Annotated in this window: 22 protein-coding genes; 15 read left to right on the top strand and 7 right to left on the bottom strand. The window is 73.7% G+C overall.

Annotated features, from left to right (window positions below; translation table 11 throughout):
- Positions 1 to 8: 8 nt before the first annotated feature.
- Both ACFWIS_RS20255 and nhaA read right to left on the bottom strand, forming a co-directional pair.
- Positions 9 to 485, bottom strand: a complete 477-nt coding sequence (locus tag ACFWIS_RS20255) for a phage holin family protein (protein ID WP_380451328.1) — start codon at positions 483 to 485, stop codon at positions 9 to 11.
- A 292-nt stretch (positions 486 to 777) separates the two neighbouring features.
- Positions 778 to 2,172: a Na+/H+ antiporter NhaA gene (gene nhaA, locus ACFWIS_RS20250; protein ID WP_380451330.1), complete on the bottom strand. Its 1,395-nt coding sequence runs from the start codon at positions 2,170 to 2,172 to the stop codon at positions 778 to 780.
- A 353-nt stretch (positions 2,173 to 2,525) separates the two neighbouring features.
- On the opposite strand from nhaA, the gene ACFWIS_RS20245 reads away from it, so the two are divergent.
- Positions 2,526 to 3,971 (top strand): serine hydrolase domain-containing protein, encoded by a 1,446-nt coding sequence (locus tag ACFWIS_RS20245; RefSeq protein ID WP_380523940.1) that lies wholly within the window; start codon positions 2,526 to 2,528, stop codon positions 3,969 to 3,971.
- Positions 3,972 to 4,160: 189 nt separating this feature from the next.
- Here ACFWIS_RS20245 and acs read toward each other — a convergent pair whose 3' ends face one another.
- From acs to ACFWIS_RS20230, 3 genes are all read right to left on the bottom strand, one after another.
- Positions 4,161 to 6,116 carry an acetate--CoA ligase gene (acs, locus tag ACFWIS_RS20240; RefSeq protein WP_380451333.1) on the bottom strand — a complete coding sequence of 652 codons (1,956 nt, stop codon included), beginning with the start codon at positions 6,114 to 6,116 and terminating at the stop codon, positions 4,161 to 4,163.
- Positions 6,117 to 6,359: 243 nt separating this feature from the next.
- Positions 6,360 to 8,723: a SulP family inorganic anion transporter gene (locus ACFWIS_RS20235; protein WP_380451335.1), complete on the bottom strand. Its 2,364-nt coding sequence runs from the start codon at positions 8,721 to 8,723 to the stop codon at positions 6,360 to 6,362.
- A 470-nt stretch (positions 8,724 to 9,193) separates the two neighbouring features.
- A complete protein-coding gene (locus tag ACFWIS_RS20230) occupies positions 9,194 to 10,213 on the bottom strand; it encodes an ATP-binding protein (protein ID WP_380451337.1) in 1,020 nt (339 codons plus the stop codon).
- A gap of 216 nt (positions 10,214 to 10,429) precedes the next feature.
- On the opposite strand from ACFWIS_RS20230, the gene ACFWIS_RS20225 reads away from it, so the two are divergent.
- Positions 10,430 to 11,320: an oxidoreductase gene (locus ACFWIS_RS20225; RefSeq protein WP_380451339.1), complete on the top strand. Its 891-nt coding sequence runs from the start codon at positions 10,430 to 10,432 to the stop codon at positions 11,318 to 11,320.
- A gap of 377 nt (positions 11,321 to 11,697) precedes the next feature.
- On the opposite strand, the gene ACFWIS_RS20220 is transcribed toward ACFWIS_RS20225, so the two are convergent.
- Positions 11,698 to 12,597 carry an HAD family hydrolase gene (locus ACFWIS_RS20220; RefSeq protein WP_380451341.1) on the bottom strand — a complete coding sequence of 300 codons (900 nt, stop codon included), beginning with the start codon at positions 12,595 to 12,597 and terminating at the stop codon, positions 11,698 to 11,700.
- A 730-nt stretch (positions 12,598 to 13,327) separates the two neighbouring features.
- On the opposite strand from ACFWIS_RS20220, the gene ssd reads away from it, so the two are divergent.
- From ssd to ACFWIS_RS20180, 8 genes are all read left to right on the top strand, one after another.
- Complete coding sequence (gene ssd / locus ACFWIS_RS20215; protein WP_380451343.1) at positions 13,328 to 14,452, top strand: septum site-determining protein Ssd; 1,125 nt, start codon at positions 13,328 to 13,330, stop codon at positions 14,450 to 14,452.
- Positions 14,452 to 15,789 carry a TadA family conjugal transfer-associated ATPase gene (locus tag ACFWIS_RS20210; protein ID WP_380451345.1) on the top strand — a complete coding sequence of 446 codons (1,338 nt, stop codon included), beginning with the start codon at positions 14,452 to 14,454 and terminating at the stop codon, positions 15,787 to 15,789. Before ssd ends, ACFWIS_RS20210 begins: the two co-directional genes overlap by 1 nt.
- Positions 15,786 to 15,923, top strand: coding sequence for a hypothetical protein (locus ACFWIS_RS20205; protein ID WP_380451347.1), 138 nt, complete (start codon positions 15,786 to 15,788; stop codon positions 15,921 to 15,923). Before ACFWIS_RS20210 ends, ACFWIS_RS20205 begins: the two co-directional genes overlap by 4 nt.
- A 1-nt stretch (position 15,924) precedes the next feature.
- Entirely contained in the window at positions 15,925 to 16,941 is a 1,017-nt protein-coding gene (locus ACFWIS_RS20200) for a type II secretion system F family protein (RefSeq protein ID WP_380451349.1), read from the top strand.
- Positions 16,942 to 17,279: 338 nt separating this feature from the next.
- Positions 17,280 to 17,723, top strand: a complete 444-nt coding sequence (locus ACFWIS_RS20195; protein ID WP_380451351.1) for a type II secretion system F family protein — start codon at positions 17,280 to 17,282, stop codon at positions 17,721 to 17,723.
- Positions 17,724 to 17,801: 78 nt separating this feature from the next.
- Positions 17,802 to 18,089, top strand: a complete 288-nt coding sequence (locus ACFWIS_RS20190; protein WP_380523938.1) for a DUF4244 domain-containing protein — start codon at positions 17,802 to 17,804, stop codon at positions 18,087 to 18,089.
- Between the two features lie 55 nt (positions 18,090 to 18,144).
- The gene (locus ACFWIS_RS20185; RefSeq protein WP_380523943.1) at positions 18,145 to 18,564 is read left to right on the top strand and encodes a TadE family type IV pilus minor pilin; all 420 of its coding nucleotides are present in this window, start codon (positions 18,145 to 18,147) and stop codon (positions 18,562 to 18,564) included.
- Positions 18,552 to 19,082 carry an Rv3654c family TadE-like protein gene (locus ACFWIS_RS20180; RefSeq protein ID WP_380451355.1) on the top strand — a complete coding sequence of 177 codons (531 nt, stop codon included), beginning with the start codon at positions 18,552 to 18,554 and terminating at the stop codon, positions 19,080 to 19,082. The genes ACFWIS_RS20185 and ACFWIS_RS20180 overlap by 13 nt, the downstream gene beginning before the upstream one ends.
- 53 nt (positions 19,083 to 19,135) lie before the next feature.
- On the opposite strand, the gene ACFWIS_RS20175 is transcribed toward ACFWIS_RS20180, so the two are convergent.
- Positions 19,136 to 21,487 carry a DEAD/DEAH box helicase gene (locus ACFWIS_RS20175; RefSeq protein ID WP_380451357.1) on the bottom strand — a complete coding sequence of 784 codons (2,352 nt, stop codon included), beginning with the start codon at positions 21,485 to 21,487 and terminating at the stop codon, positions 19,136 to 19,138.
- A gap of 222 nt (positions 21,488 to 21,709) precedes the next feature.
- Here ACFWIS_RS20175 and bldG point away from each other — a divergent pair, with 222 nt between their 5' ends.
- The 5 genes from bldG to ACFWIS_RS20150 all read left to right on the top strand — a co-directional run bounded on the left by bldG (position 21,710) and on the right by ACFWIS_RS20150 (position 26,042).
- Positions 21,710 to 22,051, top strand: a complete 342-nt coding sequence (gene bldG / locus ACFWIS_RS20170) for an anti-sigma factor antagonist BldG (protein ID WP_188305076.1) — start codon at positions 21,710 to 21,712, stop codon at positions 22,049 to 22,051.
- A 157-nt stretch (positions 22,052 to 22,208) separates the two neighbouring features.
- Positions 22,209 to 22,628 carry an ATP-binding protein gene (locus tag ACFWIS_RS20165; RefSeq protein WP_380451359.1) on the top strand — a complete coding sequence of 140 codons (420 nt, stop codon included), beginning with the start codon at positions 22,209 to 22,211 and terminating at the stop codon, positions 22,626 to 22,628.
- 263 nt (positions 22,629 to 22,891) lie between these two features.
- The gene (locus ACFWIS_RS20160) at positions 22,892 to 23,260 is read left to right on the top strand and encodes a cyclophilin-like fold protein (protein ID WP_380451361.1); all 369 of its coding nucleotides are present in this window, start codon (positions 22,892 to 22,894) and stop codon (positions 23,258 to 23,260) included.
- Between the two features lie 173 nt (positions 23,261 to 23,433).
- Positions 23,434 to 24,207 carry a hypothetical protein gene (locus ACFWIS_RS20155; RefSeq protein WP_380451363.1) on the top strand — a complete coding sequence of 258 codons (774 nt, stop codon included), beginning with the start codon at positions 23,434 to 23,436 and terminating at the stop codon, positions 24,205 to 24,207.
- A gap of 302 nt (positions 24,208 to 24,509) precedes the next feature.
- Positions 24,510 to 26,042: a methyltransferase gene (locus ACFWIS_RS20150; protein ID WP_380451365.1), complete on the top strand. Its 1,533-nt coding sequence runs from the start codon at positions 24,510 to 24,512 to the stop codon at positions 26,040 to 26,042.
- The last annotated feature ends 36 nt before the right edge of the window (positions 26,043 to 26,078 follow it).

Raw genomic sequence — 26,078 nt, 5'->3', positions numbered from 1 at the left:
GGGGCGGGTTACGGGATGCGGCCCAGGCCCCGGTCGATCTCCTCCTGGGTGGCCGGACGCGGCCGGGCGTTCTTCAGCACCTCGGCGGTCCTGTGGACGCCCTCGATGGTGCGTTCGGGCTTCTGGATCTTCTTGAAGAACCGCCTCGCCACCACGAACAGCACCCCGGCGAGCACCCAGTAGGCGCCCGCGACGATGAGGAAGGACCAGCCGAGCGACAGGCCCAGCGCGTGGATGCCGAAGGCGAACGCGGCGCTCAGCATCGGGACGGAGAACAGGATCACCACGAGGGCGACGCCGACCGAGACGCCGCCGGAGACACCGCGCTTGACGTCCGCCTTGATCTCGGACTTGGCGAGGGCGATCTCGTCGTGCACGAGTGCGCTCAGATCGGCGGTGGCCGCCGCGAACAGCTGCCCCACCGAACGCTCGCCCTCGTAGGGCGCCCGGCCGTTGCTGGACGGGTCTGCGGCTCCTGCGGGCATCAGCGGTTCTCCTCTGCGGCTGCTGCGGCGTGACGCCGGCGCGGGGTGCGGTTTCCGGGGCCGGTGGGGGGTCCGGAGGCGTCAGCGGTTTGTCGACAGCTCAGAATCATGCCCCTACCGGTCAGTCGGACACCACTCCGGGGCCCCGCCGGAGGGACGTGTCCTGGCTTCGGAAGGCCCCTGGGAGGCCGCTGGAGGGCCACTGCACGGCCACCGGAAGGCTGCTGGGAAGACCGCTGGGCGGTCGCTCGGGGTGCCTCCGGACGGTCGTCGGCGGCATTCCCACGGGGGCTCAGCGGCCGGCCGCCGGTCCCTCGCCGGGCAACTGCCGGGCGGCCTCGACGGCCGCCGCCGCGTCGGTGCTCCGGGCCCGCCAGGCCGGGTCGTCCTGCTGGTAGACGTCCGGGATGCCGTCGCCGTCCTCGTCCCGGTCCTCCTCCTCGCACAGCGCGCGGTAGTGCCGGTTGCGCAGCTTGAGCAGCACGGTGGCGACCAGCGCGCAGAGCAGCGAGCCGACCAGGACGGCCGTCTTGGCGCGGGTGGCGAGCGCCAGGTCGTGCGGGAAGGCCAGTTCGCTGATCAGCAGCGAGACGGTGAAGCCGATTCCCGCGAGCACCGAGACGGCGAACAGGTCGGCCCACTTGAGCTGGGGGTTCAGCTCGGCCCGGGTGAACCGGGCGGCCAGCCAGGTGCCGCCGAATATGCCCACCGTCTTGCCGACCAGCAGCCCGATCACGATGCCGAGCGGGGTGGCCTGGGTGAACACCTCGCGCAGCTCCGGGCCGGAGATCGACACCCCGGCCGCGAACAGTGCGAACACCGGGACGGCCAGCCCGGCGGAGATCGGGCGGACCAGGTGCTCGATGTGCTCGCCGGGGGAGTGCTTCTCGTCGCCCTCCCGGTGGCAGCGCAGCATCAGGCCCATCGCGACGCCCGCCACCGTGGCGTGGATGCCGCTCTCGTGCATCAGTGCCCAGACCACGACGGCCAGCGGCACGAACAGGTACCAGCCCTTCACCCCGCGCCGGTGCAGGAACCAGAACAGCACCAGGCCGGCGAGGGCCAGTCCGAGCGCCCAGAACTTGATCCCGGAGCTGTAGAAGACCGCGATGATCAGGATCGCGATCAGGTCGTCGACGACGGCCAGGGTGAGCAGGAAGGCGCGCAGCGCCGAGGGCAGGTGACTGCCGACCACGGCCAGCACGCCGAGGGCGAAGGCGATGTCGGTGGCGGTCGGGATGGCCCAGCCGCCGGGGTGGCCGCCGCTGCCGGAGTTGGTCAGGGCGAACAGAATTGCGGGCAGGGCGACGCCGCAGACCGCGGCGATCACCGGGAGGGCGGCCGCACTCGGAGTGCGCAGCTCGCCCGCGACGAACTCGCGCTTGAGCTCGATGCCGGCCACGAAGAAGAAGATCGTCAGCAGGCCGTCCTTGGCCCAGTCGGCCAGGGTGAGGTCGAGGTGCAGCGGGGCGGACGGGCCGATCTTGTAGTCGAGCAGGCTCTCGTACCCGTGCGGCCAGACGTTCGCCCAGATCAGCGCCACCACGGCGGCGGCCAGCAGCAGCACGCCGCCGACCGTCTCGGTGCGCAGGGCGTCGGTGATGAAGGTGCGCTCTGGGAGCGACAGCCGGCCGAGGAGTTGCCGGCGGCGGGTCGTCGGCTCGTGGACGGGCGGCTGGTCGGTCACGGAGACCTCCTGGGGCTGGGAGCGGCAACGGTTGCACGGGTGGTGCAGTTGCCGACCAGACTTCCCGGCGCGCCCTGTGACGCCCGCGAGTCCTGCCTCAAGGATCTTGATGCGTCCTTAACAGTCTAGCGGGACGTTCGGGTGACCACCGGATCGTCCTTACAAATGACTTAAGCCCTGTGGGCCGGTTCTGCACTCCCGAGGAGCAAGGGACCGGCACCCGAACGGCTCAGGCCGAGTGCAGCCGGGTGAACGGCTCCCTAGGGTCGGTGGCAGGCGCCCGCCCGGTTCGGGCCGGTGCGCATCCCCCTTCCCACCCCGCTGTTCCCGCTGTACCTGCTGGAGGCACGACCATGCCCGGTGGCGGCACCACCATGCCCCAACCGCCCCTCTTATCCGGTGAGCCCGCCGATCCGAACGGCCCCGAGCCGCGGTCGGTCGCGCTCCCGGGACTCCTCCCCGGACTTCTCCCGGAGGATCGTCCGGAGCCCCCGCCGGAGGGCTCCCCGGGCCTCCCCTCGGACGATTCCCCGGACCTCCCCGAGATCCCCGCCGACCTCGACCGGCTGCTCCGCCCGCTGTTCCGCACCGCCGGTCCGGACGGCGGCGTCGCCGTCGCGGTGATCCGCGGTGACGAACGGACGGTCGCCTGCCGCGGACACTCCGACCGCTCCGGGCTCCACCCCGTCCGGGCCGACACCCGGTTCGAGCTCGGATCCGTGACCAAGACCTTCACCGCGCTGCTGCTCGCCGAGATGGCCGCCCGCGGCGAGGTCCGCTACGACGACCCGATCGACCGCTACCTCCCCGCGAACGCCGTCCCCGGCTACCCGCAGGAGCGGCCGATCACCCTCCTCCACCTGGCCACCCACACCTCGGGCCTGCCCCGGCTGCCGGTCGGCCTGCTGCCGGCCGCGGCCCCCCGCTGGTTCACCCGCCCGTACGCCACGTTCGGGCCGGCGCACCTGCTCGGGGCGCTGCCCCGGACCCCGGTCCGGGGGACCCCGGGCACCCAGGTGCGCTACTCCAACCTCGGCTGCGGGCTGCTCGGACTGTTGCTGGCCAACGCGGCCGGGCAGCGCTACGACGACCTGCTGGCCGCCCGGGTCTGCGGGCCGCTCGGCCTGGTGGACACCTCCTGCGGCCCCGGCCGGGAGGACGTCGCCGGTTACCGGCGGGGGCGCCGGGTGCCCTCCTTCCGGCTGCCCGCCCTGCCGGGTGCCTCGGCCCTGCGCTCCACCGCCGACGACATGCTCCGCTATCTGCAGGCGCACCTGTCGCTGGACGCCGTGCCGCTGTCCGAACGGACCGACGCGGCGGCGCTGCGGACGGCGCTCGGCGAGGTCCGACGGCCGCGGGTGGGGCGGCGCCGGGGCGGCACCCGGCTCTGCCTGGGCTGGACCCAGCGCCTGTTGGCCGGTCAGTTCGGCGGTGACGCCGGCGGTTGCGATGGCGGTTGCGATGGCGGCGCTTGTGGCGGCGCCGACTGCGACTGCGGCGGCAATGGCAACGGCGAGGGCATCGGCGACCTGGTCGGTCCGGTGGAGCGGCAGCTGGCGGAGGGGGCCGAGGAACTGGTGTTCCACGCCGGGTCGACCCGGGGGTGCAGCGCCTTCGTCGGGTTCAGCCCCCGGGCCCAGGTCGGGCTGGCGGTGCTGACCGGGGCGCGCTCGGGGGCGCGGATCGCGCGCGGCCGGGGCTTCGTCCAGGGCGCGTACGAGACCCTGAGCGCCCTGGCTGCGCAGCGCGGGCCGGGAACGGTGACGGGCCCGGCGGCTGAGGAGGGCACGGGGGCGTGATCCCCGGATGGGCGTGATGACGGGGCCCCGGGCAGTGATCACCGCCCGGGGCCCCGCTCACTGCTCGGGCCCGCTCGACCTGCGGCGCCCGCCCCGTGCCGGGGGGCGCCGCCCGGCCTTCGGGCCGTCCCGCCGGTTGACCCTCCGACTGTCGGCGGGTGCCGGGCCGTCAGGCCGTCAGGACTGCACTCAGCTGTTGCTGCCGTGCGGCGGCAGCTGGGCCTGGATCTGGCTCATCACCGAGCTGTCGGCGAGGGTGGTGGTGTCACCGACCTCGCGGCCCTCGGCGATGTCGCGCAGCAGGCGGCGCATGATCTTGCCGGAGCGGGTCTTCGGCAGCTCGCCGACCACCTTGATCTGCTTCGGCTTGGCGATCGGGCCGAGCGTGCGGCCGACGTGCGCCCGCAGCTCCTCGACCAGCTCGGGGCTCTCGGTGGCGCCGCCGCGCAGGATCACGAAGGCGACGATGGCCTGGCCGGTGGTCGCGTCGGTGGCGCCGACGACGGCGGACTCGGCCACCGACGGGTGGCCGACCAGGGCCGACTCGACCTCGGTGGTGGAGATGTTGTGGCCCGATACCAGCATGACGTCGTCGACCCGGCCGAGCAGCCAGATGTCGCCGTCCTCGTCCTTCTTGGCGCCGTCACCGGCGAAGTAGCGGCCCTCGAAGCGCGACCAGTAGGTGTCGATGTAGCGCTGGTCGTCGCCCCAGATGGTGCGGAGCATGGACGGCCACGGCTCGGTGAGCACCAGGTAACCGCCGGAGCCGTTCGGCACCTCGTTGGCCTCGTCGTCCACCACGGTGGCCGCGATGCCCGGCAGGGCACGCTGGGCCGAGCCCGGCTTGGTCTCGGTGACTCCCGGCAGCGGGCTGATCATCATGGCGCCGGTCTCGGTCTGCCACCAGGTGTCCACGATCGGGCAGGTGCCGCCGCCGATGTGTTCGCGGTACCAGATCCACGCCTCGGGGTTGATCGGCTCGCCGACGCTGCCCAGCACCCGCAGCGAGGACAGGTCGAACTTCGCGGGGATGTCGTCGCCCCACTTCATGAAGGTGCGGATCGCGGTCGGCGCGGTGTAGAGGATCGTCACGCCGTACTTCTGGACGATCTCCCAGAACCGGCCCTGGTGCGGGGTGTCCGGGGTGCCCTCGTAGATGACCTGGGTGGCGCCGTTGGAGAGCGGGCCGTAGACGATGTACGAGTGGCCGGTGACCCAGCCGATGTCGGCGGTGCACCAGTAGACGTCGGTCTCCGGCTTGAGGTCGAAGACCGCGTGGTGCGTGTAGCTGGCCTGGGTGAGGTAGCCGCCAGAGGTGTGCAGGATGCCCTTGGGCTTACCGGTGGTGCCCGAGGTGTAGAGGATGAACAGCGGGTGCTCGGCGTCGTGCGCCTCGGGGGCGTGCTCGGTGGACTGACGCGCGGTGATCTCGTGCCACCAGACGTCGCGGCCCTCGGTCCAGGCGATCTCCTGCTCGGTGCGGCGGATCACCAGGACGTGCTCGACGCCGTCGACCTTGGTGAGTGCCTCGTCGATGGCCGGCTTGAGCGCGGAGGGCTTGCCGCGGCGGTAGCCGCCGTCGGCGGTGATGACGAGCTTGGCCTGGGCGTCCTGGATGCGGGAGGCGACGGCGTCGGCGGAGAAGCCGCCGAAGACCACCGAGTGGGTGGCGCCGATCCGGGCACAGGCGAGCATCGCGACGACCGCCTCGGCGATCATCGGCAGGTAGACCGCGACCCGGTCGCCCTTGCGGACACCGAGCTCCAGCAGGGCGTTGGCGGCCTGCGAGACCTCGTCCTTGAGCTGGGCGTAGGTGATCGAGCGGCTGTCGCCGGGCTCGCCCTCGAAGTGGATGGCGACCCGGTCGCCGAGCCCGTTCTCGACGTGGCGGTCGACGCAGTTGTAGGCCACGTTGAGCTTGCCGTCGGCGAACCACTTGGCGAAGGGCGGGTTGGACCAGTCGAGGGTCTCGGTCGGCTCGACGGCCCAGCTGAGGCGGCGGGCCTGCTCGGCCCAGAAGCCCAGGCGGTCCTCGGAGGCCTGCGCGTACGCGGCCGCGGTGACGTTGGCGGCTGCGGCGAGCTCTGCCGGCGGGGCGAAACGCCGCTCCTCCTTGAGCAGGTTGGCCAGGCTCTCGTTGCTCAACGCGCACTCCTCATCGAGTTCATGATCCGGGGCGTTCCCGTGCGTGGGGATCGGCCCGCGTGTCCCAGCGCACAAGCTCACCAGGCGAACAGGCCACTTGACAAGAGGCTCCTTGGAATTGGTGTAGACCTTTAACCGATCATCGAACGGCTGACCGCGCAGCCCGCCGCACGGAGCGGCAGGCCGCGCGATGGCCGGTGGGCCCGTGCCCCGGCCCGCCCGGCGGAGACACGGACCCGGCTCTCAGGCGGCCAGCTGGGGGCCCTCCTCGCTGCCGTCGACCGGAAGCCGGCCGTCGTTTCTCACCCGTTCGGCCGAATCCGCTTCCATCCGGGCCTCGACCGGGCTGAACGTTCCGGCGGCTCGGTCGAGGACGTAGGCCTGGGCGGTGGCGAAGTCGAAGTACATCCCGACCAGTCGCAGGCTGCCCTCCTCGACCCGGCGCTCCACCGCCGGATTCGCCATCAGCTGGTCCAGCTGCTGCACCACATTGGTGAGGCAGAGCTGCTCCGCGAGGTCCACCACCGGCCGGTCGGCGAACTCGGCCGGGGCTCGTCGGAGCCGGTCCAGCGAGCCGCGGCCGTTGCGCAGCCAGCGGGTCAGCGGGGTGGGCGGTCCGGGGCGCTCGTGCACGCCGTCCAGCAGGGCCTTCATCGCACCGCAGCCGGAGTGGCCGCAGACCGTGATCGAGCGCACCTCCAGCGCCTCGACGGCGTACTGCACCGCGGCGGCCACCGAGTCGTCGGCCGCGCCGGGCTCGAACGGGGCCGGCACCAGGTTGCCCACGTTCCGGACGGTGAACAGGTCGCCCGGGCCGCTGTTGGTGATCATGCTGGTCACCATCCGGGAGTCCGCGCAGGCCAGGAAGAGTTGGGAGGGTGTCTGCCCCTCCCGGGCCAGCCGGGCGAGTTCGGGCCTGACCAGCGGGGCGGTGTGCTGCTGGAACACCCGGACGCCGTCCAGCAGCCGACCGTGCGGGTCCTCCTGCTGCTCGATGCAGTGGTGTCCGACCCAGGGCGTCCAGGCCCGGCAGCGGTGCGGGCCCGGTGAACTGCCCGCGCGAACGGTGCCGTCGGGGTCGAGCACCTCGTCGTCCTGGCGCCGCGTCACCATCGTGACCCGCCCGCCCGCGGCCTGATGCCCGGTGCGCCAGTCGTGCAGCGTCTCGTACGCGGCGTGGTCCAGGAAGGAGCCGTCGTGCACCACGGTGACCTCGGCGCCCACCGGGATCCCGGCCAGCGCCCGGCTCAGCCGGGGGACGGCGGTGAAGGTGAGCGGTCCGTGGGTCTGGACGGTGACCGAGCCGTCGGGGCCGGATCCGACGTCCACGTGGGCGCGGGTCAGCCGGTACAGCGCGAGCAGTACGGCGGTGGCCGCACCGAGGCCGACGCCCCAGAGGACGCCGAAGGCCACCACGGCGAGCAGGGTGATCAGGTAGACCGGGAACTCGCGGTGCCGGTGCACGTTGCGGATGTGCGCGAAGCTCACCATCTGCAGCCCGACCACCAGCACCAGGGCGGCCAGGGCGGCCAGCGGGATCCGGCGCAGCCCGCCGGTCAGCGCCAGCGCGGCGGCGAGCACCCAGACGCCGTGCAGCACCGAGGCCCACCTGGTCTGCCCGCCGGCCCGCACGTTGGCGGTGCTGCGGACGGCGCCGCCGGCGATCGGCAGTCCGCCGACCAGCCCGCTGACCAGGTTGGCCAGGCCCTGTCCGCGCAGCTCGCGATCGAGGTCGCCGGTGCGCTGGGACATCCGGTCCACGGCCACGGCCGACAGCAGTGACTCCACGCTCGCGACGGCGGTCACGGTGAGGACGGCGGCGAGCACCCCGGCGAGCGAACCGTGCGGCAGCACGGGCACGAGCGACTGCGGCTGCCAGGCGGGCAGTTCGATGTGGGCGACCCGCAAGTCCAGGGCGAGGGCGAGCGTGGTGGCGACGGCCACGGCGGCCAGCGGGCCGGGCACCTTGGACAGTCGGGCGCCGAACTCCCCTGCGCGGCCAGGAAGTCGGCCGAGTCGCGGCCAGCCCAGCAGTACCGCCACCGTCACCGTGCCGGCCAGCAGCGCGGGTGGGTGCGGGCCGGCCAACTGCTCCGGCAGTGCGAGGAGGTCGGCGAACGCCGAGCTCTGCGGGGAGCCGCCCAGGACGACGTGCAGTTGCGCGATGGCGATGGTGAGCCCCACTCCGGCGAGCATCCCGTGCACGATCGCGGGTGAGACGGCGAGCGCCGTCCGGGCCACCCGGCGTGCGCCGAGCAGGAGTTGGAGAATTCCGGCGGCGACGGTGACGGCACACGTGGCCCGCCACCCGTACTGGGCGATCAGCCCGGCGGTGATGACGGTCAGCGCGGCGGAGGGGCCGCTGACCATCAATGGGGTGCCGCCGGATAGTCCGACCACGATGCCGCCCACGGCCGCCGCGGCCAGCCCCGCGGTGAGCGGGGCGCCGGTGGCGAGCGCGATGCCGAGGGAGAACGGCACGGCGATCAGGAAGACCACCAGGGAGGCGGACAGGTCGTGCGCCCACCGGGCCCGGGCGCCGGGGCCCGGTGGCGCGTGGTCGGTGGTGTCGGAGGCGATGGGTGCGCTGGAGATGTCGAGGGTCATGGTCTTCCCGTCTGTCCGGGGAACGAACGCAGTCAGGTCCGGCGGTGAGTCCGGGGTGGGGCTCGGGGGCGGATCGGCTGTCGTGGGTCGCGACGGTGTGGCGGGATGGCGTGCGCACGGCGGGGAATGCGGGTGTCACCGGCCGGCGTTGACCATCTGGGCCCGCCAGGGGCCGGGGCGAGGTGCGGGATGTCTCGCCGTGGCCGTCGGGACGGGCCATCAAGACTCGGTAAACCGAGAGTAATGAAAGCTTTGCACAGCGTCGTTCCCGGAGGGAAGTGGAATTTCGCTGGTTCACCCCATTGGGTGGTATTCGAACCGACGGGAATCTGCTGGTGGGCGGCTCTGGCCGGGCTGCGGAGCGGTTGTCCGGGCCGGAGGCCGGTACGGCGAACGGGCCGCGGCCTTCCCCGGGGTGAGGGGGAGGGCGCGACCCGTCCGGTCGATTGGCGGTGCCGTGCGCGATGGCGTCAGGCGGTGGCTCCCGCGGGGGTGGCCGGCGCGCCGTCGGCCGCGAACTCGCCGGGGAAGCCGCCCAGAATGAAGTCCTCGTCCACCTGGGTCGCGAGGTCGACGCCCGTCTTGGCGTTGGCCCAGCTCTCCGCGTTGCGCCGGTGGAACAGCACGGCCTGCTCGGTGTAACGGCGCGCGTCGCGTAGCCCGTACGCCGCCTCGGCCTCGGCCCGCAGTTCCTCCAGCACGGCCCGGTTGGCCGGCTCCAGGGACTTCAGCGGCGGCTCGGCGCCCTGTTCCAGGCGGCGCACCCAGTCGGACTGCCCGAAGGTGGTGAGCAGGTCCTCGCCGACCTCGCGGCGCAGGAAGGCCAGGTCGTCCGGGCCCTGCACCTTGTTGCCGATGACCCGCAGCTGCACGCCGAAGTCCCGGGCGTAGTCCTTGTACTGGCGGTAGACCGAGACGCCCTTGCGGGTCGGCTCGGCGACCAGGAAGGTCAGGTCGAAGCGGGTGAACAGGCCGGAGGCGAAGGAGTCCGAGCCGGCCGTCATGTCGGTGACCAGGTACTCGTCGGGCCCGTCCAGCAGGTGGTTGAGCAGCAGTTCCACCGCGCCGACCTTGGAGTGGTAGCAGGCCACCCCGAGGTCCTCCTCGGTGAACGCGCCGGTCGCCAGCAGCCGGACCGAGCCCTCGTCCAGGGCGATCGGGCGGGCGCACGCGGTGTAGACCGGGTTCTCCTCGACGATCCGCAGCAGGCGCGAACCACGGCCGGGCGGCGTGGTTTTGATCATCTCTTCGGCCGAACGGATCAGCGGGTTGCTGCCGCGCAGGTAGTCCTTGATCTCCGGCAGGTGCGCGCCGAGCGAGGGCAGGTCGGCGGCCTGGCTGTCCGTCAGCCCTAGTGCGGGGCCCAGGTGCTGGTTGATGTCGGCGTCGACGGCGATGACCGGGCGGCCGATGGCGGCCAGGTGGCGGATGAACAGTGCGGACAGCGTGGTCTTCCCGCTGCCGCCCTTGCCGACGAAGGCGATCTTCATCTGGGGCTCCGGCTCTCGCTCTGGGCCCTGGGGGCGGGCCGCGTGCTCAGGGGCGCGTGTGGGGGCACCCCTAACTGGAAATCGTTATCGTCTCCGATAGTGGCCATGCTAGCCGGGGGTTGGGCTCCGCCGGGGGAGGGAAGTGAGGATTGCCTCTAACGGGTGATGCGGGGTTGCTGTTCCTGGAGGGGCCGCCCGTTCATTACTCTCGGGTAGGTGAGCACTGGAACAGATCCCCTCGCCCCGTTGGCACAGCTCCCCGGGGTGCCCGACGCCGTGGCCGAGGTGCGCAAGGCCGTCGACCGGCTCTACGGCCACCGGGTGATGCGCCGCCGTGCGGCCGAGGTCACCTCCGAGTCCGCGCTGCGCGGCGCCCGTGCGTCGGCAGCCGTGGCCGGGGCCGACTGGCCGCTGGAGGAGGTCCGCCGCCGCACCGACTTCAGCGCGGACGCCGAGGCCCGTACGGTCGGCGCCGCCCTGCGGATCGCCGCCGAGGCGGGTCAGCTGCTCAGCATCTGGCGGCACTCGCCGCTGCAGGTGCTGGCCCGGCTGCACCTGCTCGCGGTCGGCGACGCCGACCCGGCCGCCGGCCGGCCGCGTCGGGCGGGGGAGGCCGCCGAAGAGCTGTTCCCGCTGGAGCTCGAGCCGGTGGAGAGCGTCGATGTGGAAGCCGTGGACGGACCGCTGCCCGTACTGCCGCCCGCGCCCGGCGCGGAGGAGGTGGCGGCCCGGCTGGACCAGCTCTCCCGGCTGCTGGTGGCCCGTGTCGAGGGCCAGGGCGTGGGCACCCCGGCCCTGGTGGTCGCCTCGGTGGTGCACGGCGAACTGCTCGCCCTGCGGCCGTTCGGTGCCCACAACGGGCTGATCGCGCGCGCTGCCCAGCGGATCGTGCTGATCGCGGAGGGCCTCGACCCGAAGTCGATCTGCCCCGCCGAGGTCGGTCTGGCCGAGCTCGGCACCGACACCTACCGGCGCGCCCTGGCGGGCTACCTGGCGGGCACGCCCGAGGGGATGGCGGCCTGGATCGCCCACTGCGGACGGGCGCTGCGGCTCGGGGTGCGGGAGAGCACGGCGGTCTGCGAGGCGATGCAGCGCGGGATGGCCTGAGTCCTGGGCCGGTCCGAGGGCGCCGCGGACACGAAGATGCGGCGGCACCTGGTCCTGCTGGGTGCCGCCGCTGGTGCAGATACCGAGTGACCAAGCATGCACCGGAAGTGCCGATCAGACGGGGATCCTGCCCGTTCGTCTGGTCCGGCGGCCCGACAGCGGGTCGGCTGCATGTGGGTGCTCGGATATCTGTACGTGCGGTCCGTGGGGCCTGAACTGCGTTGTCGGTTTGACCTCTTCGGTCCTGACCGGGTCTCGCGGGCCGTGCTTCCTTTGTATCGCGTTTCGGCCGAAAGGGGAACCCGAAACGGGAAGTCTGTGGCGACATGCCCGTTTCAGTAGCTTTCGTGCTAGATCGCGGCTTCCTGCTGAGTGCCTCAGGCCGTGGGGCGGCGGCGTCTTGCCAGGTACCAGATGACCCCGGCGGTCATGGCAGCCGTCCCGATCGCCACGGCGGTCAGCACCGAACCGCTCGGCGCGGAGAACTCGGGCAGCCGGCGGCGCAGTTGCACCGGCCGGTCGAAGACCAGCACCGGCCACTCCCGGGCCTGCGCCTCCTTGCGGAGCGCGCGGTCGGGGTTGACGGCCGAGGGGTGCCCGACCGCCTCCAGCAGCGGCAGGTCGGTCGAGGAGTCGCTGTAGGCGTAGGACTGGGCCAGGTCGTAGCCCTCCGTCCCGGCCAACTCCCGGATGGCCGCCGCCTTGTTCTCGGCGTAGGCGTAGTACTCGATCTCGCCGGTGTAGCAGCCGTCCTCGACCTTGAGCCGGGTGGCGATCACGTGGTCCGCGCCGAGCAGTTCGCCGATCGGCTCGACCACCTCGGAGCCGGAGCTGCTGACGATCACCACGTCCCGGCCGGCCGCGTGGTGCTGCTCGATCAGGGAGGCGGCCTCGTCGTAGATGATCGGATCGATCAGGTTGTGCAGCGTCTCGGCGACGATCTCGCGGACCTGCTGGACGTTCCAGCCCCGGGTGAGCGCGGAGAGGTACTCGCGCATCTTCTCCATCTGGTCGTGGTCCGCACCGCCGACCAGGAAGACGAACTGGGCGTACGCACTGCGAAGCACGGCCCGACGGTTGATCAGACCGCCCTGGTAGAAGGGGCGGCTGAAAGCCAGCGCACTCGACTTGGCGATGATGGTCTTGTCGAGGTCGAAGAAGGCGGCCGTCCGCTGTCCGTTCGGCCGGGGGCGGGCTGGTGCGCTCGGCTCCCCGGGCCCGGTGGGGCCGCCCTGGGACTCGTCGGCGTGGTCGTCGGCGTTCTCGGTGGTGTCCACGGGAACCGAGGATAGAGGGAGCCACAAAACACCCCGCCATTCGGTGTACTCACGGGCGTGCGGGTTTGTGTTTCTGGCCGCTCGGGTACACCATGGAAGTCACGGATCGTTCGCGACCGTGCTAACCCGGTCCGGCTCCTCCCCCCCGAGTCGGGCTGTGGATAGACGACCCCCGCTCTCCCCCCCGGCGGGGGTCGTCGCACGTCCGGGGCCATTTTCAGGCCTTGAAGGCCCTTCGCGGCGGCTCTGCGGGGGCCTCTTCCGAGGGTGTACAGGTGGTGTCGACGGCTCCGTCCGTCCACCACCTTTCGTCACTCTGCGTCGCCGTTTGCTCATGTCATGCACGGGGCGGACGGCTGGTTCCGATCGGCTCCGCGGGGCGGTGCCGGTGACCGGCGGGGATGGCGGTGAAGGGGTGCCGGGAAGGCGGTCGAGCCTGGGTCCAGCGGGCGGCCGGTTCATCTCCGTGATCCCCTTTCGTCAATTCTTCGCCGAATAGCCCCCCGCCCGGGTGAACGTTTTCATCCACAGCCCACGAGTTATCCACAGGCAATCGGAACTCGGATGACGGAATCCTGATCTCCCCCCACCGTGATGGTCGGCGGCGGTCGCCGGGCAGGGCCTCATCCCCCTTCCTCTCCCAGAGGTCTGTCTGGCGGCCGTCCGCCCGAACCGTCCGACGCGCGCCGCAGCCGCCCCTGGTGGCCGGCGGCGCAGAGGGGAGCACACCATGTCGACACCGATCGCCGACCACGTCACCGCTGAGGGCCCTGCGGCCGCCGGGCCGCTCGTCGTCACCGGGGACGAGGCCCTGGCCGAACACCTGCTGCGGGTCTGCGCGGCGGCGGGCACCGAGCCGCGGCTGATCAGGGGCGCGCCGCCGCCGCGCGAGCTGTGGGAGGGCGCCCCGCTGGTCCTGGTCGGGGACGACCAGGCGGAACACTGCGCCGGGCTCGGCAGGCGCGGCGGGGTGCTGCTGCTCGGGCTGGACCTCGATGACCCCGGGGTCTGGGTCAGAGCCGTCCAACTCGGCGCGGAGCACGTGCTGTTCCTGCCCGATGCCGAGGCCTGGCTACTGGACCGGATCGCGGACGCGGCCGAAGGCGTCGGCTCCCCGGCGGTCACCGTGGCCGTGCTCGGCGGCCGGGGCGGGGCCGGAGCCTCGACCCTGGCCTGCGCCCTCGCGGTCACCGCCGCGCGGACGGGGCGGCGGACCATGCTCCTCGACGGTGATCCGCTGGGCGGGGGCTTGGACGTCCTGCTCGGCGGCGAGACGGCCCGCGGGCTGCGCTGGCCCGACCTGGCCACTTCGCGAGGGCGGGTCAGCGGGGCCGAGCTGGTGCGGGCGCTGCCGGCCCTCAAACGGCTGTCCGCGCTGTCCTGCCTGTCCTGGGACCGCGGCGACACCTTGGCGGTGCCGCCGGAGGCCATGCGCAGCGTGCTGGCCGCCTCCCGGCGGCGCGGCGGTCTGGTGGTGGTCGACGTGCCTCGCCACCTGGACGCCGCCGCCGGGCAGGCGCTGGAGCAGTCAGACCTGGCGCTGCTGGTGGTCCCGGCCGAACTGCGCGCGGTTGCGGCAGCCGATCGGGTCGCGTCGGCGGCGCGGATGCGGCTCGGGGACGTCCGGGCCGTGGTGCGGCCGGTGCGTCCCGGCGGGCTCCCGGCGCACCGGATCGCGCGCGGGCTGCGGCTGGAGCTTGCCGGGGAGCTGGAACCGGAACCGGGCCTGGCCGAGGACGTCGAGAAGGGTGTCCCGCCCGGCATGCGGGACGGCGGCCCGCTGGCGCGCTTCTGCGCGACCTTCCTGAACGAAGTACTGCCGCCGGTGCCGGCGGTCGGAGGAGGTGTGTACTGATGGTCCGTCTGCGCAGGACAGGTCTCCGGGGCGGCGGCACGGGCCCCGGAGACGGTGCGCGGGAGCACCGGCTGCTCCGGAGCGTGCCGCCGCCCGGTGGGTCGGCCCAGGCCGAGCACGGGCCCTGCCCGTACGGCCGGACGGCCCGCGAGGAGCGGGCGGCGGAGCTGGTGGACGCGGTGCGGCTGCGGCTGGCCGAGTCCGGGGCCGCCCCGACGGCGGGCTCGGTCGCGGCCGTACTGCGGGCCACCCGGCCGCCGCTCGGCGGGGACGAGGTGTTGGACACCGTGCGCTCGCTGCGCGCCGAACTGGTGGGTGCGGGCCCGCTGGAACGGCTGCTGGCGGCGCCCGATGTCACGGACGTGCTGGTGAACGGGCCGGACGAAGTGTGGGTCGACCGTGGCGGCGGCCTGCACCGAGCCAGCGGAGTCCGGTTCGCCGACGCCGAGGCGGTGCGGAGGCTGGCCCACCGGCTGGCCACCGCGGCCGGGCGGCGCCTGGACGACGCCCGGCCCTGGGTGGACGCCCGGCTGCCGGACGGCACCCGGCTGCACGCGGTGCTGCCGCCGATCGCGGCCGGCTGCACCCACATCTCGCTGCGGGTGTGCCGGCCCCGTCCGTTCACCCTCGACGAGTTGGTGGCGGGCGGCGCGCTGCCTCCGGAGGGCGCCGAGCTGCTGGCCGGCATCGTGCGGGCGCGGCTGTCGCTGCTGGTCTCCGGCGGGACGGGCTCGGGCAAGACGACCCTGCTGGCGGCGTTGCTCGGACTGGTCGGGCCGGACGAACGGATCGTGGTCGCCGAGGACTCCGCCGAGTTGCGCCCCGCCCATCCGCACGTGGTCCGGTTGCAGAGCCGACCGCCGAACCAGGAGGGGCTGGGCGAGTTCACCCTGCGGGACCTCGTCCGGCAGGCGCTGCGGATGCGGCCGGACCGGCTGGTGATCGGCGAAGTCCGCGGGGCCGAGGTCTCGGACCTGTTGGCCGCGCTCAACACCGGGCACGAGGGCGGCTGCGGGACCGTCCACGCCAACACGGCGGCGGATGTGCCGGTCCGCCTGGAGGCCCTGGGCTCGCTCGCCGGGCTCGACCGGCCGGCGCTGCACAGCCAACTGCGGGCCGCGCTGGACGTGGTGGTGCACCTGGTCCGGGATCCGGGCTCGGGGCGACGCCGGGTGGCGGAGATCCACACGCTGGCCGGGGATCGCGACGGGCTGGCCGTGACCACTCCGGCGGTGGAGTTCCCCGCGGCCGGTGGGCTGGTACCCGGGGCGGGCTGGGAGCGGCTGGTCGGGCTGTTGGCTGCGCGCGGGGTGGTGCTCGGGGCGGGGGCGCCATGAGCGGGGTGTCGGTGGTGGCGGCCCAGGCGGCGCGGGAGCTGCGGTTGGTGGAGATCGGGTTCGTGCTGCTGCTGGCCGGATGCGCGACGGCCGCCTTGGTGCTGCTCGGGGTGTGGGGCCGGAAGGAGCGATGAGATGGAGGTGATCGAAGTGATGCGAAGTCAGTTCGCGCTCTGCTGGGTTCTGATGCTCTGCCTGCTGGCTGTTGTCGGGTGGCGGGCCGCTCAGGGGCAGCTGGCGGGTGGGCGCCGCTCCAGGCTGCTGCTGGCGGGTGCCGGGCCTCCGGCGCACGGGCCGGGCCTGGCGGCCGTGCGCTGGGCGCGAGGTCGGCTTCCGCAGCTGCTGGCACCTGAACTGTTGGTGCTGCCAATGGGGTTGGTCGTCGGACAGGCCACCGCCTCACCGGTGCCGGTGCTCGTGGCCGTACCGGCCGTTTTGCCGCTTCGGAGGTGGCGGCTGCGGCGGCGGCTGGCGGTGGAGGCGGGGCAGCGGGCCGCTGCCGTGGTGGAGCTCTGCGCCGCGCTGGCCGGGGAGTTGCGCAGCGGATCGACGCCGGAACAGGCGTTGCACCTGGTCACCGCACGGCTCGCCGCGGATCCGGAGGCGCTGGGCCGGCTCGGTGCAGAGCCGGTGGCCCGGTTGGCGGCGGGCCGCTACGGCGGTGACGTCCCTGCGGCGCTCCGGTTGCTGGCCGAACTGCCGGGCGGGAGCGGGGCGGCAGCGATCGCGGCCTGCTGGCGGGTCGCCTCCGACGGCGGCTCAGGGCTGGCTGCCGCGCTGGACCGGGTCGCGGAGGCGCTGCGCGGTGAGCGGGCGCTGGCGGAGGAGATCACCGGGGAGCTGGCCGGGCCGCGGGCGACGATCGCGGTCCTGGCCGCTCTGCCGGTGGCGGGGTTGCTGCTGGGCAGCGCGCTCGGGGCTCGTCCGCTGGAGGTCCTGCTGCACACATCGGCCGGGCTCGGCTGCCTTGCGATGGGGGCGGCCCTGGAGGGACTGGGGGTGTTCTGGACGGCCCGCATCGTCCGGGTCGCGGGGCGGGGCGGGCTGGAGGCCTCCGGGGGCGCCGAAGGCGCGGATCTGGGCAGGAGCGGGCGTCGCGGGCTCCTGAGGGGGCGGTTGCGGGCGCTCGGTGCCGAAGTGGGGGTGGGGTGATGTGGGGAGTCGGATGGGCTTCGGCCGGGCTTCCGGTGACTGCGGTGGTGGCGGTGACAGTGGCGAGGTCGGTGTGGCACAGGGCTGGGCGGCGGACGTTCGCCTGGGAGCGAGAGCGAGAACGGGAGGAGGGGAGGACTCGAACGGGTCTGGAGGAACGAGCAGTTGGGCCTCGGCGGCGCGTGGCAGTGGCGGTCGGTGCGGGGCTGGCGGTGGCGCTGCTGGTCGGGGGTGGCGTCGGAGCGGTGGCCGGGGTGCTGGCGGTGGTGGGCGTCCATCGGTGGTCGGCCCGGGCTCGGTCGCCGACGGATCGGCGGGCGGCGCTGGAGGATGAGCTGATGCTCAGACAGCTCCCTTTTGGCGCGGAGCTGTTGGCGGCATGTCTCGGCTCGGCGGCGCTGCCCTCGGCGGCGGTGACGGCGGTGGGCCGGAGTGTGGGCGCGCCGCTGGGGCCGAGGCTGGTGGCGATCGGGACCGAACTGGCCCTGGGGGGCCCGCCGGAGCTGTGCTGGACCCGGCTGGGCGAGCAGCACCCCTCGCTGGCTCCGCTGGCGCACTGCCTGGTCCGGACGAGCCTGGGCGGGGCCCCGGTGGCCGGTCCCCTGATCGGGCTGGCCCAGGCGCAGCGGGCGGCTGCTGCCCGCGCGGCCCATGCCCGGGTCCGTCGGGCCGCGGTGTTCGCCACCGCCCCGCTCGGGCTCTGCTTCCTCCCGGCCTTCGTCCTGATCGGGGTGGTGCCGGTGGTGATCGGTCTCACCAGCCGCTTTGCGCAAGCGATGTGAGTGTTCGGCGGACCTGGACTCAGATCTGCCGGAAAGAGCCAGAACAGATTTCAGAAGTGAGCAGAAGAGGAGAGACTCATGACTGCAGTGATCATGATCAGGCCGGTCGCCGGGTGCCCGCTGCGGCACGTGTCGGGGGCGTGGTGGCGAAACAGCCGCGGGGCCGTGCGTCGGGTGCGTCGAGTGCGTCGGATGGTCCGGGCGGTTCAGCGCCGACGGTCGGACGCCGGGATGACCACGGCCGAATACGCCGTCGGGACCTTGGGCGCGTGCGCCCTCGCGGCCGGACTGTACAAGGTGGTGACCAGTGCGGCCATCACCGGGGCGCTGACCGAGATGCTGGAACGGGCGCTCCATGCGACGTAGCGCTGGTCCGCGAAGCCCCGCCACTCGGCGAAGCCGAGGGCGGCCCCGGACGGGGCTGCGGCTGCGGCTGCGGCTGCGTCCGGGGCCGGGGCGGCGTGGCGACGCGGGCTTCGTCACGGCGGAGACGGCGGTGGTGCTGCCCGCGCTCGTCCTGCTCGCGGCGATGCTGATCTGGGGCGTACTCGCGGCGGCCGCGCAGATCACCTGCGTGGACGCGGCTCGGATCGGCGCCAGGGCGGCCGCACGCGGGGAGCCGGACGCCGAGGGGCTCGCCCGCGCGGCGGCCCCGCCGGGTGCGCGGGTACGGGTGGTGGTCGCGGCGGACACGGTGCGGGTCGACGTGGATGCCCCGTCCGCAGCGCCGGGCCGACTCGGCGGGCTGCTCGCGGTCCGGGTCGGGGCGATGGCGGTGGCCGCGCGGGAGGACGTGCTGGGTGGCCCCACGGAGGGAGGTGGCGGTCCGTGGCCCGGCTGACCGGCGCCCGACGGGCAGCGCAGTGGCCGGCGCGGGTCCGCGCCGCTCGGGCGGCCGCGCCCGGCAGGTACGGGTACGCGGCGGACACGGGTTCGGCGACGGTCTGGCTGCTGGCCCTGGCGATGCTGGGTACGGCGGTCTTCGCCGCGACCATCGCGGTCGGTGCGGTGGTCGCCGCCCGGCACCGGGCCGAGTCGGCCGCCGACCTGGCGGCCCTGGCGGCCGCGGACCGGCTGCTGCTGGACCCGGACGGCGGCTGCGGTCGGGCCGTCGGGATCGCCGCGGCGCAGGGCGCCGGACTGGTGTCCTGCGCGGTGGACCGCTCGGCGGATGCCGTCGAGGTGGTGGCCGAGGTCGAGGTCGGCGGGCTCCCGTGGCGACTGCCGTTCGGTCCGGCGCGGGCGAGCGCGCGGGCCGGACCGGTCCGGGCCCCGGCCACCACGGCCGAGGGCGGTCTCGGCGGGGTGCGGGGCGGCGCGGTGGACGCGACGGTCACCGACGGGACGGCGGCCCCATGAAGCGGCCGGCGCTCCACTGTCCGGACCCGCCTCGGAGTCCGTCACGGGGACTGCTACGCGCCTGGTACGGGGTCCGCTACGGGGCCCGCGCCGGGTGCCCCGGCCAGCAGGACGTCCAGCAGCCGGACGGCGGCCGCCTTGTCCAGCGGGTCGTTCCCGTTGCCGCACTTGGGCGACTGGACGCAGGACGGGCAGCCGCGCTCGCACTCGCAGGCGGCGATCGCCGCGCGGGTGGCGGTCAGCCACTGGGCGGCCCGCTGGAAGCCGCGTTCGGCGAAGCCGGCTCCACCCGGGTGGCCGTCGTAGACGAAGACCGTGGGCAGCCCGGTGTCGGGGTGCAGCGGGACGGAGACGCCGCCGATGTCCCACCGGTCGCAGGTGGCGAACAGCGGCAGCAGGCCGATCGAGGCGTGCTCGGCGGCGTGCGCGGCGCCGGGCAACCGGTCGAGCGGGAGGTCCGCGTCGAGCAGCTGGTCCTCGGTGACGGACCACCAGACCGCCCGGGTACGCAGGGTGCGGGGCGGGAGGTCGAGCTTGCTCTCGCCCATGATCTCCCCGGTGGAGATCCGCTTCCGGAGGTAGCCGACCACCTGGTTGACCACCTCCACGGAGCCGAAGCTGAGCCGGCCCTCGCCCCAGTGGACGGTGGTGTCGGTGTCGAGGACGGAGATGGAGGTGATGTCACGGGCGGCCGTGGTGTACGGCGGATCGGCCGGTTCGACCAGGGCGACCGAGTCCTCCAGGTCGAGCTCCCGGACCAGGTAGGTGCGGCCCTGATGGAGGTGGACGGCCCCGGTGTGGACGGTGGTGTGGGCGGCCGCGGCGTCCACCGTGCCGAGCAGCCGGCCGGTGTCCGCCTCCACGATCTGTACCGGGCTGCCGCCGCTGCCCCGCAGGTCGACGGCGTCGGCAGCGCGCTCCCGGCGGGTCCAGTACCAGGAGCCGTCGGTGCGCCGGCGCAGCAGGCCGCGCCGTTCCAGCACCGGCAGCAGGGGTGCGGTGGACGGCCCGAACAGCTCCAGGTCCGCTTCGGTGAGCGGGAGTTCGGCCGCGGCCGCGCACAGGTGCGGGGCGAGTACGTGCGGGTTGTCGGGGTCGAGCACGGTGGCCTCGACGGGCGTCGCGAACAGCGCCTCCGGGTGGTGCACCAGGTAGGTGTCCAGCGGGTCGTCCCGGGCGATCAGGACGGCCAGCGCGCCCTGGGCCTCACGGCCCGCCCGTCCGGCCTGCTGCCACAGCGAGGCCCGGGTGCCCGGATAACCGGCCATCAGGACGGCGTCCAGGCCGGAGATGTCGACGCCGAGTTCGAGAGCGGAGGTGGAGGCGAGTCCGAGCAGGCGGCCGGAGTGCAGATCGCGCTCCAGGGCCCGGCGTTCGTCGGCGAGGTAGCCGCCGCGATAGGCGGCCACCCGGTCGGCGAGCGGTCGGCCCAGCTGGTCCTGGGTCTGCAGGGCGACGAGTTCGGCGGCGCGCCGGGAGCGGACGAACACGACGGTCCGGGTCTGCTGTTCGACCAGGTCGGTCAGCAGGTGCGCGGCCTCGGCGGTGGCGGTGCGGCGCACCGGGGCGCCGTGCTCGCCGACGTTCTCGGTCAGCGGCGGCTCCCAGAGGCCGAAGACCATCGGCCCGCGCGGCGAGCCGTCCTCGGTGACGGCCACCGCCGGCAGGCCGGTCAGCCGCCGGGCGGTGGCGGCCGGGTCGGCCGTGGTGGCGGAGGCGAGCAGGAAGGTGGGTGACGAACCGTAACGGGCGCAGATGCGGCGCAGCCGCCGCAGCACCTGGGCGACGTGCGAACCGAACACGCCCCGGTAGCTGTGGCACTCGTCGACGACCACGTAGCGCAGCACCTTGAGGAAGGAGGACCACCGGGCGTGCGCGGGCAGGATGCCGCGGTGCAGCATGTCCGGGTTGGTGAGCACGTAGGAGGCGTACTGGCGGACCCACTCGCGCTCCTCGGGCGGGGTGTCACCGTCGTACAGGGCGGCCCGGACCCGGGGAGGGGCGAGTTCGGCGGCGCGGCGGCGCTGGTCGGCGGCGAGCGCCTTGGTCGGGGCCAGGTAGAGCGCGGTGGCGCCGCGGCCGTTGCGGGCCTCGGTGCCGTCCAGCAGGTCGCTGAGCACCGGCGCCAGGTAGCCCAGCGACTTGCCCGAGGCGGTGCCTGTGGCGATCACCACAGTCTGGCCGCTTTTGGCCAGGTTCATCGCTTCTGCCTGGTGCGCCCAGGGCTGTTCCACGCCGACGTCCAGGGCCGAGGCGACGATCTCCGGTCGGATCGAGTCGGGCCAGGGCGAATAACGCGCAGGTCGGGCGGGAAGGTGCTCCGTATGGGTGAGCCGGTCGGCCCGCCCCCGACTGGCGGACAGGGTCGTGAGCAGTGCCTCGGGCAGGCTGTGTCGGGGCGGCATGAGGACCCAGTGTGTCACCGGCGTGACGGAGAATCGTCGTAAGCCATCGTGCGGGCATGGTCACAGGTGGTTGAATGTGGCCGTGACGGCCGTATGGCCGTGGGTCGCAGCGCTGAGGCTTGCCACGCGTTGGCTTGGCGCGTCCGGGCTCGCGACCATGCGGTTGCGGCCGTCCGGCCGAGGATCGCACATGACGTAGCAAGGCAAGGTGCTGGAGGTTCCGTGGACCTGTCCCTGTCGACCCGTGCAGTCGGCGATCGTACGGTCGTCGAGGTTGGCGGCGAGATCGATGTGTACACCGCCCCGAAGCTGCGGGAGCAGCTGGTCGAGCTCGTCAACGACGGCAAGTACCACCTCGTCGTCGACATGGAGGGCGTCGACTTCCTCGATTCGACCGGCCTCGGCGTGCTCGTCGGCGGTCTGAAGCGAGTGCGTGCCCACGAGGGCTCGCTGCGCCTGGTGTGCAACCAGGAGCGCATTCTCAAGATCTTCCGGATCACCGGTCTGACCAAGGTCTTCCCGATCCACACCTCGGTGGACGACGCGGTCGCCGCGACCGACTGACGCGTCCGGGCCGGTCCACGTGGCCGGCCCGCCCGTTCCACGCGTCCGGGGTGCAGGGGCCCGCGTGGCCCCGTGCTCCCCGGGCGCCTCAGGGCCGGTCGAACCGGTCCGCGGGGCCGCACTGTCGGCCCCGGTCGGAGCACCCCGAGGGGGAGAGATGGCAACCGTCGAACTTCGATTCAGCGCGCTTCCCGAGCACGTGCGGACGGCCCGGTTGGTCGCCGCGGCCGTCGCCAGACGGGCCGGGGTCGACGAGTCGGTGCTCGACGAGGTACGGCTCGCGGTCGGTGAGGCGTGCTCCCGTGCGGTCGGTCTTCACCAGCGTGGTGGGATCGGCGGCACGGTGCGGGTCGCGTTGACCGACCAGGAGAAGCGTTTCCTCATCGAGGTCGAGGACGAGGCCGGCCCCGCCGTCGCCCCGGCCCCCGACGCCGCCGAGGGCGGCGACCCGGACGAGGACACCCTGGGCCTCGCCGTGATCACCGGTCTGGTCGAGGACCTGGAGGTCACCAATGGCGCCGACGGCGGCGTGATCCGGATGAGCTGGCCCCTCTCGGCCGCCTCCGTCGCGGTCTGACGGCGCCGAACGGCTCACGGCTCACGGCTCACTGTTCCGCGCGGGTCTGGCGTTCCCGCGCGGGCTCATCGTTCCACGCGTGCTCGGCGTTCCCGCGCGGGCTCGGCGGGCCGGTGTGCCTGCGCGGCCGGGGCAGCTGCTGCGCCGTGCCCGGCATTCCGCTCCCTGGGCGCGCGTTGACAAATTGTTGAGCCTGGCGGTTCGCTGCTTCCGGCACGACCGGGTCCGGTCCTCGATCGGACCTGTCGCGGAAGAGGAAGCACATGCGGATACGCATCCTGTGGCCGGCCGGTCAGGCCACCGCCACGCTGGCGGCCACCCCCACCACCGAGGCGCTCTGGGCCGAGCTGCCGATCAGTTCGACGGCCGGCACCTGGGGCGAGGAGGTCTACTTCGGCACGCCCGTCAGCGTGGCGCGGGAGGACGGTGCCCGGCAGGTGGTCGAGCCGGGCACGGTCGCGTTCTGGACGGACGGTGACAGCCTCGCGCTGCCGTACGGCCCCACCCCGATCTCGCATGACGGCGAGTGCCGGCTGGCCAGCCCCTGCAACATCCTCGGTCTGCTGGACGGGGACGCGCGGGTGCTGCGGACCGTTCGGCCGGGCGATCCGATCCGGGTCGAGCGGGCCTGAGCGGCGCCGGGGCGGGGCGGACGGCGGCCCGGGTCGCGGTGCCGGGGGCGGGAGTTCGGGGGCGGGAGTCCGGGGTGGGGCGGACCGGGAGCAGGGCAGCCGGGAACCGGGTGCTCGGTGACGGCCGTGTAGGTTCGACGACCGAAGACGACCGAACCGAAAGGCTTCTCCCGGTGAACAAGCGACTGCTGGCCGTACCCGCTCTCGGCGTGCTGCTCGCGTTCGGCGCCGTCGGCTGTGGCGGCGACGACAACAGCAAGCAGCTGGAGTCCTGGGCGTCGAACGTCTGCGGCGCGGCCAAGGACCCGATCGCCCAGTCGCAGGCCGCGCTCGCCGACACCGCACAGGTGAAGACCGGTGAGTCCCCGGCCGACCTGAAGACCCGGCTCTCGACGGACATCGGGCGACTGGCCAAGACCAACCAGGACATCGCGGCCGCGATCGACGCGGCCGGTGCGCCGAAGGTCGACAACGGCGCGGCCCTGCAGAAGGACACCGTCGACGAGCTGAAGAAGGCCGCCGACGGCTACCAGGACGTCCAGAAGAAGCTGGATGCGCTGCCCACCGACGACCAGGCGAAGTTCGCGGACGCGTTGCACAGCGTCTCCGACAAGCTGCAGCAGATGACCTCGCTGTCCACCCAGGCGCAGAGCAAGCTGCAGCGCGGTGACCTCGGTGCGGCGATGGCCAAGCAGGAAGGCTGCAAGCCCTCCCAGGTCAGCCCGAGTGCCGGGGCGAGCGGCGGCGCCGGTGGCGCTTCGACCGCGCCGAGCGCGGGCGCCACCCCGAGTGCCGGTGCGTCCGCCTCGGCCGGCGCCCCCAGCGGCAGCCCCGCGCCGGGTGCGACGGACAGCGCGAGCCCGGCGGCCACCCCCTCGGCGGGCGGCGCCGGCTCCCCGTCGGCTCCGGCCTCGACCCCGGCCGGCCCGGCCCCGAGCGCGAGCTGATCGAGGGCACCGGGAGGAACCGGGAGGAGCCGGGAGGAGTCGGCAGCCGGAGGCCGGGGGCGTTCGCAGCAGCGTCCCCGGCCTCCGGCGTCGTACCCGTTGCGGTGGCGGGCGCCGCGCCCCGGGCCGATGTCGGGGTTCCGAGCGGCGGGGCGCGTCGGTCTGGGCGGGGGCGTGGGTCGCTGGATCGTGCTCCCGGGCGGGGGTGGTGGAGCCGTGGGGCTCCCGGTCCGAGGGGTGCGGCGGCCCGCCCTGCCTGGCCGGTGGGGCCGGGGCGGGGCGGAGCGGGGGACAATGGCGGGGTGATCAGTAGCCCCGTTCTCGACCCGACCCGTCTGGCCAAGCTGCGCGAGGCGCTGTTGGCCGCCTCGTTCACCGCCGACGGTTGCCTCGACCTGCTGGGGCCCACCGCCTACGCGGCGTTGGCCCGTAGCGAGGCGGTCCCGGCACTGCGCGTGACGCGCGGCGGCAGCCCCCTGGAGACCCTGGTGCGGCTGTTCCTGCTGCAGCAGCCGGTGCCGTACCGGGCGGCGGCGGCCGCGCTGCCGGTGGAGGACTGCCTGGCGGACGGCTGGCTGCGCCCGGACGGCGACCAGGTGCGGGCCACGGTGGACGTCCGACCGTACGCCAACGAGGTTGCCGGGATGCCCAGTTCCGACGCCTGGGTGGTCTCCGACCTGGGGTGCGCGGTCGGTGGCGCGGGCGGGATCGGCTCCGGCGAGACCGCGCACGGGGTGGCCCGCAAGGACCTGGTGCTGGGGGTCGGCGGGGCGTCCACCACGCTGGCCAACATCACCGTGCGGCGGCCCGTCCGGGCGGCCCTGGACCTCGGTTCGGGCTCCGGGGTGCAGGCGCTGCACGCGGCCCGGCACGCCGGGAGCGTCACCGCGACCGACCTCAACCCGCGCGCCCTGCGGTTCACCGAACTGACCCTGGCGCTGTCCGGGTTCGAGAACACCGAGGTGCTGACCGGGAGCCTCTTCGAGCCGGTCGGGGAGCGGAAGTTCGACCTGATCGTCTCCAACCCGCCGTTCGTCATCTCGCCGGCCGGCCGGTTCACCTACCGGGACGGCGGCATGGCCGGGGACGACCTGTGCCGCAGCCTGGTGCGTTCGGCCGCCGAGCACCTGGAGCCGGGCGGCTACTGCCAGTTGCTCGCCAACTGGCAGCACGTCGAGGGCGAGGACTGGCAGGAGCGGCTGGCCGGCTGGGTGGCGGGCACCGGGCTGGACGCCTGGATCGTCCAGCGCGAGGTCCAGGACGTGGCCCAGTACGCCGAGTTGTGGCTGCGCGACGGCGGCGACCACCGGGGCCCGGGCGGCGACTACCAGGCCCGGTACGGCGAGTGGCTGGACGCCTTCGAGGCGGGCCGGATCGAGGGCATCGGGATGGGCTGGATCACCCTGCGGGCGAGCGGCGCCGAGAGCCCGACCGTCCGGGTGGAGGAGTGGCCGCACCCGGTGGAGCAGCCGCTCGGCCCGCACATCGACGAGTGGTTCGACCGGCAGGACTTCCTGCGCTCGCACGACGACGCGGGTCTGCTGGCGGCCCGCTACGTGCTGGCCGACGAGGTGGTCCAGGAGCAGGTCGGGGCGCCGGGGGCGGAGGACCCCGAGCACGTGGTGCTGCGTCACAACCGGGGCATGCGGCGGGCCACCAAGGTGGACACCGTGGGTGCCGGGTTCGTCGGGGTCTGCGACGGGACGCTGTCGGCGGGCGAGATCGTGGACGCCATCGCGCACCTGCTGGGCGAGGACCGGGTGGTGTTGCGGGACCGGGTGCCGGAGTCGCTCCGGCTGCTGACCGAGCAGGGATTCATCGCCCCGGTGCGGTGAGCCCGTGCGGTGAGCCCAGCGTGCTGCGACGCCGTG

This window comes from Kitasatospora sp. NPDC127060, assembly GCF_042724935.1.
GTDB lineage: Bacteria > Actinomycetota > Actinomycetes > Streptomycetales > Streptomycetaceae > Kitasatospora.
The sequence above is the reverse complement of the archived record's forward strand: the minus strand, read 5'-3'. Positions and strand labels throughout refer to the sequence as shown.

What these genes read in the sequence shown, in the direction of transcription:
- ACFWIS_RS20195 (WP_380451351.1), top strand. Translation starts at nt 17,280, where the DNA reads ATGCTCAGACAGCTCCCTTTTGGCGCGGAGCTGTTGGCGGCATGTCTC.
- ssd (WP_380451343.1), top strand. Translation starts at nt 13,328, where the DNA reads ATGTCGACACCGATCGCCGACCACGTCACCGCTGAGGGCCCTGCGGCC.
- ACFWIS_RS20165 (WP_380451359.1), top strand. Translation starts at nt 22,209, where the DNA reads ATGGCAACCGTCGAACTTCGATTCAGCGCGCTTCCCGAGCACGTGCGG.
- ACFWIS_RS20190 (WP_380523938.1), top strand. Translation starts at nt 17,802, where the DNA reads ATGACTGCAGTGATCATGATCAGGCCGGTCGCCGGGTGCCCGCTGCGG.
- ACFWIS_RS20255 (WP_380451328.1), bottom strand. Translation starts at nt 485, where the DNA reads ATGCCCGCAGGAGCCGCAGACCCGTCCAGCAACGGCCGGGCGCCCTAC.
- ACFWIS_RS20210 (WP_380451345.1), top strand. Translation starts at nt 14,452, where the DNA reads ATGGTCCGTCTGCGCAGGACAGGTCTCCGGGGCGGCGGCACGGGCCCC.
- ACFWIS_RS20205 (WP_380451347.1), top strand. Translation starts at nt 15,786, where the DNA reads ATGAGCGGGGTGTCGGTGGTGGCGGCCCAGGCGGCGCGGGAGCTGCGG.
- ACFWIS_RS20175 (WP_380451357.1), bottom strand. Translation starts at nt 21,487, where the DNA reads ATGCCGCCCCGACACAGCCTGCCCGAGGCACTGCTCACGACCCTGTCC.
- ACFWIS_RS20230 (WP_380451337.1), bottom strand. Translation starts at nt 10,213, where the DNA reads ATGAAGATCGCCTTCGTCGGCAAGGGCGGCAGCGGGAAGACCACGCTG.
- ACFWIS_RS20235 (WP_380451335.1), bottom strand. Translation starts at nt 8,723, where the DNA reads ATGACCCTCGACATCTCCAGCGCACCCATCGCCTCCGACACCACCGAC.
- ACFWIS_RS20160 (WP_380451361.1), top strand. Translation starts at nt 22,892, where the DNA reads ATGCGGATACGCATCCTGTGGCCGGCCGGTCAGGCCACCGCCACGCTG.
- ACFWIS_RS20200 (WP_380451349.1), top strand. Translation starts at nt 15,925, where the DNA reads ATGGAGGTGATCGAAGTGATGCGAAGTCAGTTCGCGCTCTGCTGGGTT.
- ACFWIS_RS20245 (WP_380523940.1), top strand. Translation starts at nt 2,526, where the DNA reads ATGCCCGGTGGCGGCACCACCATGCCCCAACCGCCCCTCTTATCCGGT.